The organism is Pseudoalteromonas umbrosa (assembly GCF_030125375.1).
GTDB lineage: Bacteria > Pseudomonadota > Gammaproteobacteria > Enterobacterales > Alteromonadaceae > Pseudoalteromonas > Pseudoalteromonas umbrosa.
Genome location: NZ_JASJUU010000001.1, coordinates 210649 through 225681 on the forward strand (window position 1 = coordinate 210649; position 15033 = coordinate 225681).

11 protein-coding genes are annotated in these 15033 nt (G+C 38.6%); 6 read left to right on the forward strand and 5 right to left on the reverse strand.

Features of this window, described 5'->3' with window-relative positions; genetic code table 11:
• Positions 1-242 precede the first annotated feature (242 nt).
• Positions 243-1682: a serine hydrolase domain-containing protein gene (locus tag QNM16_RS00970; protein ID WP_284018730.1), complete on the forward strand. Its 1440-nt coding sequence runs from the start codon at positions 243-245 to the stop codon at positions 1680-1682.
• A 311-nt stretch (positions 1683-1993) separates the two neighbouring features.
• A complete protein-coding gene (locus tag QNM16_RS00975) occupies positions 1994-2764 on the forward strand; it encodes a hypothetical protein (protein ID WP_284018731.1) in 771 nt (256 codons plus the stop codon).
• Between the two features lie 379 nt (positions 2765-3143).
• Here QNM16_RS00975 and QNM16_RS00980 read toward each other — a convergent pair whose 3' ends face one another.
• Complete coding sequence (locus tag QNM16_RS00980; RefSeq protein ID WP_284018732.1) at positions 3144-3404, reverse strand: hypothetical protein; 261 nt, start codon at positions 3402-3404, stop codon at positions 3144-3146.
• Between the two features lie 405 nt (positions 3405-3809).
• On the opposite strand from QNM16_RS00980, the gene QNM16_RS00985 reads away from it, so the two are divergent.
• Together QNM16_RS00985 and QNM16_RS00990 are read left to right on the forward strand one after the other, a co-directional pair.
• On the forward strand, positions 3810-4781 hold the full coding sequence (locus tag QNM16_RS00985) for a hypothetical protein (protein WP_284018733.1): 972 nt from the start codon (positions 3810-3812) through the stop codon (positions 4779-4781).
• Positions 4782-4825: 44 nt separating this feature from the next.
• Positions 4826-6391: a HEAT repeat domain-containing protein gene (locus QNM16_RS00990; RefSeq protein ID WP_284018734.1), complete on the forward strand. Its 1566-nt coding sequence runs from the start codon at positions 4826-4828 to the stop codon at positions 6389-6391.
• Between the two features lie 315 nt (positions 6392-6706).
• Here the strand turns inward: QNM16_RS00990 and QNM16_RS00995 are convergent, their stop codons facing one another.
• Entirely contained in the window at positions 6707-7177 is a 471-nt protein-coding gene (locus QNM16_RS00995) for a hypothetical protein (protein ID WP_284018735.1), read from the reverse strand.
• A gap of 426 nt (positions 7178-7603) precedes the next feature.
• Here QNM16_RS00995 and QNM16_RS01000 point away from each other — a divergent pair, with 426 nt between their 5' ends.
• Positions 7604-9238: a PKD domain-containing protein gene (locus tag QNM16_RS01000; protein WP_284018736.1), complete on the forward strand. Its 1635-nt coding sequence runs from the start codon at positions 7604-7606 to the stop codon at positions 9236-9238.
• A 59-nt stretch (positions 9239-9297) separates the two neighbouring features.
• On the opposite strand, the gene QNM16_RS01005 is transcribed toward QNM16_RS01000, so the two are convergent.
• On the reverse strand, positions 9298-10311 hold the full coding sequence (locus QNM16_RS01005) for a hypothetical protein (protein WP_284018737.1): 1014 nt from the start codon (positions 10309-10311) through the stop codon (positions 9298-9300).
• Positions 10312-10524: 213 nt separating this feature from the next.
• Here QNM16_RS01005 and QNM16_RS01010 point away from each other — a divergent pair, with 213 nt between their 5' ends.
• Entirely contained in the window at positions 10525-13326 is a 2802-nt protein-coding gene (locus QNM16_RS01010; protein ID WP_284018738.1) for a tetratricopeptide repeat protein, read from the forward strand.
• A gap of 397 nt (positions 13327-13723) precedes the next feature.
• Here the strand turns inward: QNM16_RS01010 and QNM16_RS01015 are convergent, their stop codons facing one another.
• Positions 13724-13867, reverse strand: a complete 144-nt coding sequence (locus QNM16_RS01015) for a hypothetical protein (protein WP_284018739.1) — start codon at positions 13865-13867, stop codon at positions 13724-13726.
• A 132-nt stretch (positions 13868-13999) separates the two neighbouring features.
• A complete protein-coding gene (locus QNM16_RS01020; protein ID WP_284018740.1) occupies positions 14000-14677 on the reverse strand; it encodes a DUF4386 domain-containing protein in 678 nt (225 codons plus the stop codon).
• Between the last annotated feature and the right edge of the window lie 356 nt (positions 14678-15033).

The window sequence follows — 15033 nt, forward strand, 5'->3', positions numbered from 1 at the left end:
CCTCTACTTTCATCAAGTGTTTTGAAACAAATAATCATTTCTATCTTAAACTCAAAGCCACTAGGTTCGGCAGATATTTTTTCTATTTCGAGTTTTTATCTTGTCTATTCTAATGTATGAAAAAGGGGTTATATTTTTTTGTGTAATTTTACGTTTTAAATTTTATATGTGAAGGCGTGTTTATTCGTTTTTTTTGATGTAGATTAATTGTTTGCTGGCTTTCATTAAGGCAGGGAATATTAATGAGTAATAAGAAAGGATTTGATTTGAAAAGTTTTATATTTCTATTTTCTTTAGTCTTCTCTGGCCACTTATTGGCCAAGGAAGAAATGTCTAGTTCATTTCTACAGCTATTTAATAAAGGTGATAGACATGATGTGAAGGGGTATTTATTAAAAAACATGTCACATAGTCGTATTCAAACTTACGGCATTGAAGCGCATGTTGGTGCTTTTTTAAATTTACAAAATACACATGGTAAGTTAACTCTACTTGACGTGTTATCAGAGGAAAATAATAACGAACGTCTGCTAGTTCAATCAGAAAATAATCAGCTTACTTTTACACTGATAATTAATCGTGAAGCTCAAAAGCCATATGGCATGAATTATTTTATCTTACGTGACTCTCCCGCTAGAGGTGATGTTAAAGTTAGACTATCTCACAAAAAAATAGCCAATGAGCTATCTATATTCATGGAACGATTACGCAAAAAAGATGCTTTTTCAGGCGTAGTATTAGTCGCAAAAAAAGAAGAGATCATTTTTAATCAAGCGGTTGGTTTTGCGAACAAAGAATGGAGAGTAAAGAACACATTAGACACTCGGTTTGCACTTGGGTCGATAAATAAAATGTTTACGGCATTGGCTGCGTTAAAGTTGGTTGAGCAAGGTAAAATAAAATTAGACGATAAACTTGTTGATTATGTTGACCGCAGTTGGTTGCCTGAAGGCGAGGTTGATCAAATCACTGTGCGCCACTTAATGACTCATACCTCAGGGCTGGGTAACTTTTTTAATGATGAATTCAATGACAGCAATAAAGAGTTATACCGAGATTTAGAAAGCTATAAACCACTCATTGCGGGTGCGCCACTGAACTTTTCTCCAGGTTCACGCAACCGTTATAGTAACTCCGGGATGTTGATGCTTGGCCTTGTGATTGAAAAAGCCAGCGGGTTGTCATACTACGATTTTGTTCAAAAATATATCTATGATCGGGCCAATATGGCTGACTCTGGAAGCTTTGAATTAGATTCGACTACACCGAAATTAGCAACAGGTTATTTAAAACGCATGCACAGCGATAACTGGGTTAAAAGTACTTACACACGTGCTGTAAAAGGCAGCCCAGCTGGTGGCGGATTTTCGACAATTCAAGACCTACATCGTTTCGCACTTGCACTGACCAATTATAAATTACTCAATAAGGAGCTGACTGAGCAAGCTTACAGCGAGAAGACTGCGTATAACTCGGCAAAATGGTATGGGTATGGGTTTTCGGTTGGTGGCCAACCTGATAATCGTATTGTTGGTCATGGTGGCGCTTATTTAGGGGTTGATGCGCGCCTTGATATTCATTTAGATACGGGCTATGTAGTTGTAATTTTAGCCAACCAGTCAAATGTGGTTTCACCTGTTAGACGAAAGATCAATGAATTATTGGCGAATGCCGATTATTGATATGTCAGATGTGTGTATCAATTTTACTAAATCTAGTGTCTTGCTAGGGTGATATTGCATCTTAGCTTTTAACTTTCCATAGAATATGAGTGATACGTGCATTGAGGTCTAAATTAAGATAAATCGACCGAGCTTGATAGGATTTTTCATAGTCACAATCGAAATCGGTCATTTTAATGTCATTAGATTAAATTAAGTTGTTTGTGTCAGTACCTGTAAAGTGAGATTGAGCAAATAGTAATCAGATGATTATGAATGGTTGAGTCTTAGGTACTAGGTGAGTTTATTCAGTCGATATGAGGTAAATCATTATGAGGGAAACATTGAGAGCATTGGTTTTATGTAACCTAGCTTTATCGCCATTATGCTTTGCAGTCAGTAAAGTGGAGAGCAATCAGTGGGCATGGCAAACTGACTTTTTTCAGACCTGTGATACCAATACTATTAATGGATATTTTACTGTGCAAGCTACCCGAGGAGGTAACTATAGTGCTTGGGTAAGCTGTAAAAAAGGGACTTCAAAAAATTGGGTTGCAACTAAAGCAAGATGGTCACCTGAGTTTATTTTAAATGAGCTATCGCGCCACGATATTCATTTGACGGGATTTTACCACGCGAGCAGTGGCATTGATGAAATTGTTTATGCTAAAAATACGATAAAAAGATCTAGTTCTCAAAAATGGGAATATCAGCATCAAAAAAATCACTTCACAGACATTGAGCGATTTTTAAACTCAAAGCAATGTCAGCCAAAAGATATTTCGGGGATCCGATCGGGAATTTCTCAATTTGGTAGTAATAAAGAAATCGAGTGGTCTATTCAGGTCAACCTTACAATGAGTGAGCGTGGAACTTCAGCTTCGCCGAATGGTAGCTATACAACAAAGGAGTCTACCCAAGGTGTTGACTATGATGTGCATACGTTTTGCCGTCAGGATAGATCGGATACACGTTGGTCTGTTAATGTTGTTCGTTCTAAAGAAGGCGATACGCTAATCCAACATGGTAAAGCGGCGATGATTGGGGCTTATAATGGGTCTAAGCATTACTATTTAGTTGCTATACCTAAATCGAAAGTTTGACGATATCACTAGATATTAGGCTTGTTGATTCAAGCCTTTTTCTATTACCTGTTAATGAACGATGCTTTTGAAGTTTATAAACAACAGGTTGAGTAATTTATAAAGATTGACTGACCTAAAAAGCAATATGAATAAAACTTTAATTACTTTATAAATTTAATTTCTTAGCACTTTTTATTTTAAACTTGATGAACACCTTATGTTTATAGTCCACATGTATGGACATGGCTTTGCCATTATAAATATTTATAGTGGTTTGTTCCTTTGATTATCTCTCCTTTCTTTAATTTAGCGTATTGTTTTAGATACGCAGAGTGGCTTATCACCAATATGTATAGTTGCCGAAATACATCTTGATTTTCGGTAATAAAGTCTGGTTTTAGATTCTTCCCTTTCCATTACACATATAAACGGGCATGCCAGCACCGATTGGGTAATAGCAGTCTGCATAGATGATCTGAATGCCAGGGTACTTTGCTTTAAAATCAGCTCTGAATTTAGCTTTTGCTTCATCTTGAGTCACATATGTGTAGTGCTTTGAGTAATATATATATTTTGCTGATGCTGTGGAAGTTAACGATACAAATAATGTTGTTGCCGCAATGGCTGTGATTAAGGCTGACTTTATTTTAGATGACATATCTAAGTTCCTTTTGTTGTTTGAAAATTAAACAGTATTGTGTCTGTTTTATTAATTCAAATGAAATTTATGCATGTAGTATATTTTTATTTCCATATTGTGAATTGTTGTATTTTGCGCCATCTATTATCTCTGTATTTATTTTTATAGGGTTTTTGGCTTTATTTTATTTCCTTCCTCTTTTTTTTAACTAAATTATCACAATAATACCATTTTTTATTATTCTAAATAGTGTATTAATTAGGTTTAAAATACGTATTTATGTGAGGGGTTCTGATAATTTTCCCGCTTTTATTTATCTGAAAAAGGTAAAAATGAAAGCTAAATGTAAAAAAAGTGTGTTATCTTGGTCTTGTTGCGCAACATATATACATTTAAAAACTTAAAAGATATATGAGGATAACCATGAAATTTAAATACGCTGCATTGCTAGGCGTTGTCTCTGCGATCACATTGTCACCTGCTGCAAATGCCTACCTTTATAAAGATCCGGGCTATGTAGAACGTAATGTAAGAACTATTCAAAAGAATAATGTGATAGGTCAGTCGCACCAATATCGTGATCAGCAGGGCTGGATGTATGTCGATCAGGTTAGTAATGGTGCGACGCAAGGTGCGTATCAGGCTGGAAACTGGGTAAAATTACATAACCGTAATTTCAAAATGTCCATCGGAGAATTAGAGTTTTCCTTTGATCCAAGCAAGCTGGATTGTACACAAGGCATGAGCTTTAACTTTACTGTGGGCGATGACACGGTTGCGAGCTTTAAACCAAATTGTGATGACTTACTGAATGCCTCTATCACTTATCCAATTGAATATTATTTTGATTTAATTCCTGAGCCTATCAAGCCTAAGGTTGAGCTACCTCTTGATCCATTAGGGTTACTAAAAGTAGGTGTTAAATTTGGTGCAGGTGTTGAAGCCGGTGCAGAATTTACGGTTGGCGGTGTAATTGGTGGTCATGGGAACGAGGAGCCATATGAAGTTGATGGCGTGAGACGTCCAGACTATGTGTATGCATCTGTTGAACCTTATATTGGCGGTCTGGTATCTAGCTCTGCTTACGGCTCGTTTGGTCACGGTATTTCTGAGGCGGGCGTAAAAGGTAAATTAAATTTACTCAAAGTCAAAGGTAAGGGGTATGTAGAAGCAGGGATCCGTCGTGTGGTCCAAGATACGCAAGTTATTGAGCAAGGCTTCTTAGAGCTCAAAATTAGCACCAAGCTGACAGGTGGTGATGGCAAAATACAAGCTTACTGTAAAAAGCTATGGGGCCTGTTGCAATTCAATGTGGATGTTATGAAGTGGGATCCATTATATACGCGTGAAACAGTGCTATACGAATATGCAAGCCCTGTTTGGGAAAATCTATAAACTGTAAAACGTGGTGGCCTAGCCACCACTTTTGAGATGAGTCCATGAAAAAAACAATTTATATATGCGCCGCTGTAGCTGTGGTAGTTGGCTTGGCGATACTCAACTCTTTGAGCAATAATGATAAAACATTAAGTGAGCCTGAAGCAGTTAAACAAGAGCAGTCAAAAACACTGGCTGAAAAATCGTATTTTTTTGCCTATCAAGTCGATATTCATTCTGCTGTGTTGAGCGAAAGTGGTAGCGCGATGACATTCTCTGAGTTGAGTTGGAAAATGAATTTCCAACCTCATGCGTCTGCATCGACCAAGTCAGCCGCGATGCTGAGTGATATTGTGTTTATGGCTGACAATAAGTTACAAAAAATGCCCACGCAAATTCCCTTCTTGGTGAAGTATCAGTCTCGACAATTTTCAGAGCTTGATATGCTTGGGTTAAGTGAGCAGCACCCATTATCTGTGTTATCTAAAGTACTTGATTTAATGAGTTACTCATTAGACGCACCGCTTACTTTTGAAGATGCGTTGGGCGTAAAAACATTCCAGTATGTTCAACAAGACAATGTGATAGAGCGAGTAGTGACAGCCCATCAAAAACATGCAGACAACACAGAAAAAGAGCAGTGGCAGATCACTTTGAATTTAGCCCGTCCAGGCGCACCATTGACTCTAGAATATAATAACAATCAAATTTGGCAGCGTAGTGGACAACGCTATGAAGTTGTACAAACTGTGTCAGTTAAGCCTATTACACACACGCCTTTTGAACCTGTTGATTGGCAAGCTAATCACAACACACATATTCTGCCTGATGATAACGCACAGAGCACAGTTATCGAGGTCACAGGGGATAACTTTTTGGAGTATATACAGTCGCTAAAAGGTAATTTAGATCCTAACTTAGCAAAAGCGATTGGACTATATATGCTTAATAACTTTGATCAAAGTGCTTTCAAAGGCTTGTTCGAGCAGCATGAAAATTTAACCTCTGCATTTATCTACGCGTTGCAAAAAGCACAAACCCTGCAGGCAGAGCAAATGATCTCTGATCTTTTGACTGATGATGAGTTAGGGGTGCAGGTACAGCAAAAGTTAGTGATGGCGTTAGGACGCTTTGAAAATGCGTCGGATATTGGCTTTTCTAGCTTAAGGCATATTGTAGAGCAAGGCTCAAATACAGCGATTTCAGATATGGCGCTACTCAACATGGGCACAATGAGTAAGTTTTCTCCAGCGCAATCCAACCAAGTGTCTGATTATTTGGCTGATAAAATGCGCAGTCCAGCTCATCTTTCAACAGCAGTGTTAGCAGTGGCCAATAGCAAAAACCCTAAGCTGATTGCAAAGCTTCCAGCCTTGCTTCAGCACTCGGATGTTCAAGTCAGAAAGAATACCATTAAATCTTTAGGGCAAATGGCTATTTATCAGGATCAGGTGGTAACGAGCCTATTAGCATCTCCTGAAATGGCCTCGATTGATGCCTTTGCTCGTGTATATCAGCAAGCAAACTATAAGTTATCAGCTATGAATATAGAGCGACTAGACGGTCTTTATCAATCGCAATCCAATCCGGTGATTAAAAAGAGATTGAGTACGATTATGAATATGTAATTATTGAATGCAGGTAATTCATTAAAAGTGAGTCTCTACTTTTCAAAGCAACGAGACTCATCTTTCACATATTAAATTTCTTCAGTACACATGCGCTTTACAATACTCTGATTGTCACAGTGATCTGGGTTATATGTTCCTCTGCCACCACCTGCAATGTTAAGTGTGAGCTTCGTCGGGAATGCGAATGTGTCATTATTTAATGCTTTTATCTTCTGCTAATTTAGTTTAATTTTCCTCTGTTTTTCCTTAATGATGTAGCCTGCCTAATCAGCATTTTCGCATTTGGAGGGCTTGTTAAACAAATAATAGATTTTATTGTTTAACCCAATCTATGATGTAGCCAACACAAACAAAGTGCATTGGTTGATCAGTAAAGTCAGGTCTACAGCCGCCTACTTCAGTTGCACCGCGCTGTCTTAGAATTGACATAGCGTGCTCAGGTGAACCACCTCGCGCTTCGACAAGGACTTTATCTTTGCAATATCTCACATTTGTTGTTTTTGTCTCGGAATACGCAAAAGGCACGTTTGCAATGCAAGTGGCGTAGACTTGATGTTTGGTTGCTGGGTTATAAACCCAATCTCCGATGAACGCTGTAGGGTTTGTTGTTAAATTGATGAACTTACTGATATTTTGAAATGAACCGTTTACTAAAGTACTGCAGTTTGCGAAACCTTGATAATAATTGATTTTGCTTGTTTCCACTTCTGTTTTACATTCTTGTGCGAAAGCATTGAGAGAGCCTAATGTTAAAAGTAAGCCCATTGCTAATTGTTTTTTCATTATTTTGATTTCTCTTTTAATGTTATTAAGTATGGTTTGGAGACGAATGCCAGTTAACAACTGGCTGTTAAGTGTATGAATATAGGTACTTAAATACCTTAGCATTTGGCCTTCGTGAGAGTAAGCTGGCAGATCTTCCGGTTTATTTTTTAAGGTTATGATATTTAATTAAAAAATATTATTTTTCGAGTTTATAGTAGGCAAAATTACGTTCTTCAATACTGTATTTTCGATGGTTTAATCGCAAATTGGCAGGTTTTAAAATAGGATAGATAGAAAGATGAACCGCGAGGTTCGGTGTTTTATGTCATGATTTGTTTACATGTCTATTTTAAATTTTATCTTGAATTTAACTTTGTAATAACATAGATTTCATAAGCTTTTTATTAAAAAGCACAATAATTACAATTAAAGGATTTTAACCTTATGACATCATGTAAAGTAATCAAATCAATGCTGCCTGTATGCGCCTTAGTGCTTGCCAGTGGTACGCAAGCAAGCGTTCAAGATACTGGCATTGCCCAAAAAACTGAGATCGCTCAAGCGGTTTCTTATCAGCTAAATTTAGGCCTTAATAGCGTGGTGAACTCTGCAAATAATGAGTTTGAACATGTTATTAATTACCCCAATGCACACTTCATCAAAGTGAATTTTGCTAAGTTCTCTCTGCCAAAAGGCGCTTACCTTGAAGTCAGTGACTTAAAAGGTAAGGAAGTATATCGTTATGATCAAAATGACAGCGGTGTCTTTTCATCCATGTCAGTTTCTGCAGATGCGATTAAGCTGAAGTTGGTTGTTAGTGATACAAGTCTTTGGGAGCAAGGACATGGTATTGAAATTGCCGACTTCTTTGCTGGTTACTCTGATACTGAGATTGCAGCGAATGAAGTCATGTCAGGTTTTGACATGATTGAGCCTAATTCTACTTGTGGTATTAACGAACGTAGAGATGTCGCATGTTGGGAAACATCTCATCCAGTTGAGTATGAGCGAAGTCGCCCAGTTGCACGCTTGCTAATTGGTGGGCGTAGTTTGTGTACCGCTTGGCGTGTTGGTGCCGGTAATCATATGTTTACCAATAACCACTGCTTTGATTCGGCCGCAGATGCGAAAAACGTGGAGGTATGGTTTAACTATCAGCGTTCAGCATGTGGTACAGGTAGTACAAATGGCACTGTTAAAGTAATGGCAGATCAGCTGCTTGCGACGGATTACAGGCTTGACTATACGTTATTTACAGTCAATGATTTTGAAAAAATCAGACAGTTCGGTCATTTTGGTTTAGATGTGTCAGCACAGCAAAAAGGACAGCGTATATTCATTCCACAGCACGGTAGCGGCAATCCAAAAGAGCTAGCTATTGAGAGTGATCAAAATACCGGCGGTTACTGTCAAATTGACCAAACGGTGACAGCAGGTCGCGGATCTGATACTGACATGGGTTATAAATGTGACACTATAGGCGGTTCGTCAGGTTCACCAGTTGTGTCTGCTTATGACAATAATGTCATTGCACTGCACCATTATGGTAATAGTACGCAATGTACAACAAAGTTGAATCGCGGTACCCGCATTGAATTGATCTGGCCAGAAGTGGCAACACACTTTGGTGGCGTCATTCCAAGAGGAGATAATGGTCCTGTTGATAACACTGCACCAGTTGCAAACTTCTCTTTCACACAAAGTGGTTTGGCGGTGACTTTTACTGATACATCCTTTGATGACAAAGAAGTGGTTAGCTATAACTGGCAATTTGGTGATGGTACTACGAGTCAATTGAGAAATCCTGTGCATACATATGGTTCTGAGGGCACTTACAGCGTGTCTTTAACTGTAAAGGATGCTGAGGGGTTACAGTCAACCAAGACTCAACAGGTATCTATTTCTCTAGGTGGTGGCTGTTCAGTTGACGCGTGGTCTGCGGGTAAAGTGTACTTAAAAGGCGACCAAGCGTCACAAAATGGCAGCATTTATGAAGCACAGTGGTGGAATAAAGGTGCGTCACCTGCAGAGCACTCATCTAAATGGGAAGTGTGGCAGTGGGTTCGTGACTGCAACTAATTACTCATAAATTAAATTTAAAAAGCCACTATTGAAAACGCATAGTGGCTTTTTGATTTTTAGTCAGCGTCATTATTGTCAACGAAGTGCTCAATTGGCAGTGTGATTTCAGTTCTAAGTAGTGTTCTAGTGTGTTTGGCGTTATTCATTGAAGCTTGGTTACCAGCGTAAATATAGCCGCATATAAATTCAAAACGTGAACTAATTTGGCTTAGTACCTCAGCTTGGATCTTAGGGCCAAAGCCTTGCCCTCTATGCTGTTTTGCAATGATAAAATCACTGATAAGAACGCCCTTATAGCCAAGTTCAGTACATGGCTCTAAAATTAATGCACCTATTTTTTGTGTTGGTTGGTGTGCTTTGTAAGCTACATAACATAAGTTGTTTTCTACTGACTCAGCAACAGATTCTTTATCTTCGACTTCTAGGCGATCTTTTAACTGCGGAACGTCTTTATGAAAAGTGTGGTATTCATCTTTATACCAAGACCAGTCATTTGCCAAATCAAATGACTTAAGAGCGATTTCATTTGAGTTTAGCTTGCTAATATGTTCAATCTTAGCGCCCCAAAAGCAGTCTTCCAATTCTGCCCCCTTTACCTTTTTAAGGGCGAGAAAGTGGGCGCTGTTTGGCTTTGACCATATAGAGACCATTTCTGGCTTACACCAACTAAAAAACGCCAATATTTTAGGTAGGTAAAGCTTGAGATCTGCAAATTTAACCGCTTTTTCGCCAATGACTTCTATTAATGTTTGATCTAGGTTGTTGCGATAAATTCCAGCTAACCAAAGTGTGCCACAGGGTAATTTAATTATCTGGTCGTGTAAATTTCTGTCTGGAACAGTGTCGGCAATTTTTCGACGGGATCTAACTTCGGCAAAGCCATTTTTATAGTCATCACACCTTGAGAAAAGATCTTTGCTTTCTGCTGCTATGGCAGCGTTCATGTCAAAATCTTGCAGTTTGTTGGTGTCATAGGTATCAATGACGCCCTTCGTGAGCCTTTCAAGTTCATCGTGTGTTGCCGACATTAACGATTTAAAAGATAAGGTTGAGTCCGTATTGCTCATCATTATTAAATACCAGCCAAGTTGGGCTGTACTCCATTTAATTTTATTTTTGTTGTGGAATTTATATGAGGCTTTTTTATCTTATTTCAATAAATTGGGTACAAGTAGGCCGCATTTAAACAGAATTTTCACAACCAGCTAAACTTAACCCCATGGAGTCGCTTAGCAGATAAGATTTGTTTTTAGTTGCTTGAGCACAAAACACAGGTTGTAACAATGTCTGAATTAGCCTTGAAAAAACATGCTGCTGTATTTTGTATTATCGTGCTATTTTTCAATAGCTTTGCGTTTGCCACCTTGTCCAATGAGCAGCTTGTTAAAAACATTGAAAAAAGCCAAGGCACTACTAAAATCGAAGCGATTATCGATTATGTACAAAAAAACTTTCACTACAATACACCTCAAGCACTTGAATATGCCGATGAAGGGCTTCAACTTTTAGAGCAACACCCAAGCCATGATCAGTCTGCAAGATTATTGAGCCACCTGTCTCGTGCCTATATTTCTTATGGCGATTTGAACAAAGCCAATGAAGTCGCTTTACAAGCTCAGCAGTTTGCTCAAAAGAGCACTGTCATGGCAAACGAGCTGCGTGTGCAAATTGTGCTTGCAGATATTGCTATTCGCCAGCGCAAATATGACTTAGCCAGAGCGCGGTTAATTGATGTGATAGAGCAGGCGAAGCAGGGAGAGTTTGAGAACTACTTAGCAAATGCGCATCGTCTTTCTGGACATTTAGACAGTAAAACGCGAGATTATGAAGCTGCTCTTGGCAGTTATTTACAAAGTTTGAGTTTATACCGTAAACTGAAAAATCCGACCATGGCGGCATCTATTCATCAAAGTTTGGCGTCTCTTTACAGGAAAATGAACTTATACGAAAAGGTCTTATTTCATCAAAAGAGAGCGATCCAAATCTCGTTGACACTCGATAACCCTAATCAACAAGCCATTTTTTACAGCAACATGGGCACTTATTTTGATGAAGTGGGCAAGTTTGAAAAAGCGATAGAGATGCACCTGAAGTCTTTAGCACTGAAAGAAGAGCTTGGGTATAAGCTTGGCATGATCCACACCTATAATCGGCTTGGTAGCGTGTATCGGGAAGCGGGTGATTTTAAAAAGTCAGAGCAAATGCTCAAAGAAGCGGTTGCTTTGAAAAAAGAAATAAATAGACCAGATCCAAATATTTCCACTTACCTAGACTTTGGGCGTCTATACATTGAGACAGGGCAGCTTGAACTAGCTGAAAGCTATTTAATACAGAGTATTTCGCTCTATCAAGGCTCTCCTTGGGAAGATAGGATTGCAGAGATCCATCAGGCGCTGGCGAAACTGCACTTGGTCAGACAACAGCCACAAAGTGCAATCGATGCTTATTTACGGGCGATAGAGATTGCGCAGGAACATCAAAGAGAGGCTTTGTTGATGGACTGCCAGCTTGAAGTCGCAGAGATATTTGAAAAACAAGGCATGCACATGCAAGCCTTGGCGTATACCAAAGACTATTTAACGCTAAAAAATAAATGGGAAGAGAAGAATAACCAATATCGAATCAGTGCATTGGCGATTGAGTTTGGTGTCAGAGAAAAAGAGCGAGAAATAGCCAGTTTAGTTCAACAAAATCGCATCAAAGACCTTGAAATTGAAAAGCAAGCTGTACAACAAGTGGTTTTTTTAATCGGTATGCTATTTGTGTTTTGCTTTTTGTCTTTTAGTTACTTTTGGCGAACGAAAAATAAGCAGCTAAGAATCGAGCAAACCGCACTAAAGCAAGTTAGTGCAGTAAAAGAACGATTGAGCCATGCTCTTTGGGGAAGTGGTGATGAGTTGTGGGATTGGGATTTGCAATCGGGTGTCATAACCAGAGATAACCAAATGAATAAGCTCTGTTTGCCATGTGAGTACATTGGTTCCGACTTAAACGCCATAAAACCCAGTGTTCATCCTGATGATTATGAACGTTTACACAGTAAATTTAATTCTCACCTTGAAGGAGAAAGTGATTTTTATGAAGTTAACTATCGCGTCATGACAAAAAGTGGCAGGTGGTTGTGGGTTTCAGACAGAGGCAAGGTTACCTCCCGGGCAAAAGACGGCACTGTACTCAGAGTCAGTGGCACGATCAAAGACATTTCCGAAATTAAAGCATCTGAGCTGGCGTTGGCTGAGTTGAATGCTACGCTCGAGAAACGGGTAGAAGAGCGGACTTTAAGCTTAAAGCAATCAAGAGATGAATTGGCAGAGATACTCGAAGAGCTGACATCAACACAAGCCAACCTAGTTGAAGCACAAAAAATGGCGTCTTTAGGGCGTTTAGTTGCAGGGGTCTCTCATGAGCTAAATACCCCGCTTGGCACGACAGTTACTGCCAGTTCTATATTACTTAAAGAGCTGTATGAATTTAAGTCTAAGCTAGAAAACAGTAAGTTAACACTCAGTGATACAAAATCTTTTATTGATGTATCTTTATCGAGTATTGAGTTGATAGACAGTAATACCGAGCGAGCTGCTCAACTCATTAAGCGCTTTAAACAAGCATCAGCTCACGAATATGTTAGTAGTGAGAGCCAGATTGATCTTAAAGCCTGTATTGAAGGGTTTATTGGGTTTCATGGTAAGGACAGTGATGTCATTGTTGAGATAGATTGTCCAGATAACTGCATGGTGCAATGTGACTCTCAAGCGCTCGGTAAAATTTTTGAGGACTTGTATCTCAATTCACTGCTTCATGGATTTGAAGGAAAAGCGGGACACATATCAATAGATGTCACCACTGAGCAAGAGCAAGTGATCTTACGCTTTACTGATAATGGAAGAGGGGTTGAGCGGCAAGCGATAGCGCATATGTTTGAGCCGTTTTATACTACGGCACGACATCAGGGGAAGGTAGGATTGGGGCTATACATGGTTTTTAACTTGGTCACTTATGTTTTGCGAGGCAGCATTCGATATTGCCCACATGACAAAAAGGGGGCTAGTTTCGAAATAGTGTTTTCAACAGGCGGTTCACATTAATGGCGTTCTATGAAGGGTATAAAACGTATAATTAATTTTGTATTATGGTTAGCAAAAAGCCATACCCAACTTTTTACTTTTTGCAGAATAAGTGGAACCACTTTCTGGGCAGTTTAGGTGCTATTATAACCTTATCTATTAGCTTTTTATTGCTTTTTGGATTCTAAATAATAGTTGATAGCCTTAGTAATTAGTACTAATGGGCTAGTAAAGTGTAACTTTTATAAAAGTATGAATATGATTATTTTTATTTTGGAGTACTTTAAGTGGTTTTTACTGGTCGATTTATGTTTTTATAGCTGATTTTAAGGGGGTTAAATTTGATCTACGCCTAAGGTTTTGAAAGGCGATATTGATTTGATTTAAACCCCTTGTTTTTATATGGTTTTATGCGTATTTATTTTGCTTTAGGCGGCTCGTTACAAGAAAGGCACTGAGAAACGCTTCCAAATACAATTTCTGTTTGAGCAGTTGTATGAGGGCCACTAGATTTAGAGCCTCCAATGACCTTTAAAATGGTTTTTTTATTAAGTTTTATCATTATTATTATTCCTTGAATTTATTTTTGCATGATTATAAAAGCATATGTTTTTAATTTGTTCAATTGTTTTTTTTGAAATAATGTTTCCTGCTACTGATGTTGTGGGTAATATTATTACCACTACTATATTTTTTACTGTTTCACCTTAGGTTTTGCGCTTAAATCAAAGCCTTTGAAAATCATCCATAGTGGTAAGAGCAATTCGTATATGCCACCAGGGATATACATCCACGCACCTGAGAAATCTAGACCAAAGTAATCAAAAGCGACTTTTAATAGGAGTACTGCGTAACCAATCATGCCAAGTACTGAGATGGCTCTTGGAATTAGACGGTATTGGTATAAAGTGATGTTCAGTAAAAAGCCACATAAGCCCAAAGAAAACATGCCCATTAAAAAGCCAAACCAACGCTCAGATTTTAGCGCACTGCCCATCATATAAAGGTATTCACTTGATACATCTGGGTTTTCAATGACTTGTTTACCCATGGCAATCAATGTCATCAGCGTCACTGCACCGGTGATCAAGGTTGCGCCTTCAATCAAACGACCACTCACATATCCAATGGCAATGCGTTCACTGTATTGTCTGATAGTCGGGTAAATTAGAATTGACATGCCAATCACCGCAGCGCAGTTAATAAATTCTAATAATGCCGCAAACGCTAGGGATGATCTGTTAAGTGCTGCCTGCTCCAAAAAGTCTGGTTTAGTAAGTAGCTCATAAATGATGGAATCGGCATACATAAATGAGCTGGTTGAGATCAAGATGAGTAATCCGGCAATGCGTGTAGCAAGTAAAGTAGACATAAATAAAACCCTTTTATTTGTTTGCTTGCCGACATGCTTTATTTAAGTGTGCATGTAGACAGTGCGTTTTTAAGATGAGTCTATTGTTGTCGTAAACTGTGTTCAGTTCGTCCTAATGGGCCCGTTCGGTCTTTTTATTCGTATATTTTTTAGTGAGTTATAAAAGGTGCTTGTTTACTCTCGATGAAAGGAAGATAAACCCGTTGTTATTGCTCAGTGTGCAGAGCACTGTCACTTTTAATTAAACTCCGGGTTATACCAATGAATGGCTTACACGAATTTATTATGGTCGGTGGCGATTTGGGAAAAAAGTAATTCGATATCTGTGAGCGAGGTTTTCATCGTGATGCTTGAGT

Coding starts and splice junctions, on each gene's coding strand:
- QNM16_RS00970 (WP_284018730.1), top strand. CDS start 243: ATGAGTAATAAGAAAGGATTTGATTTGAAAAGTTTTATATTTCTATTT.
- QNM16_RS00975 (WP_284018731.1), top strand. CDS start 1,994: ATGAGGGAAACATTGAGAGCATTGGTTTTATGTAACCTAGCTTTATCG.
- QNM16_RS00980 (WP_284018732.1), bottom strand. CDS start 3,404: ATGTCATCTAAAATAAAGTCAGCCTTAATCACAGCCATTGCGGCAACA.
- QNM16_RS00985 (WP_284018733.1), top strand. CDS start 3,810: ATGAAATTTAAATACGCTGCATTGCTAGGCGTTGTCTCTGCGATCACA.
- QNM16_RS00990 (WP_284018734.1), top strand. CDS start 4,826: ATGAAAAAAACAATTTATATATGCGCCGCTGTAGCTGTGGTAGTTGGC.
- QNM16_RS00995 (WP_284018735.1), bottom strand. CDS start 7,177: ATGAAAAAACAATTAGCAATGGGCTTACTTTTAACATTAGGCTCTCTC.
- QNM16_RS01000 (WP_284018736.1), top strand. CDS start 7,604: ATGACATCATGTAAAGTAATCAAATCAATGCTGCCTGTATGCGCCTTA.
- QNM16_RS01005 (WP_284018737.1), bottom strand. CDS start 10,311: ATGATGAGCAATACGGACTCAACCTTATCTTTTAAATCGTTAATGTCG.
- QNM16_RS01010 (WP_284018738.1), top strand. CDS start 10,525: ATGTCTGAATTAGCCTTGAAAAAACATGCTGCTGTATTTTGTATTATC.
- QNM16_RS01015 (WP_284018739.1), bottom strand. CDS start 13,867: ATGATAAAACTTAATAAAAAAACCATTTTAAAGGTCATTGGAGGCTCT.
- QNM16_RS01020 (WP_284018740.1), bottom strand. CDS start 14,677: ATGTCTACTTTACTTGCTACACGCATTGCCGGATTACTCATCTTGATC.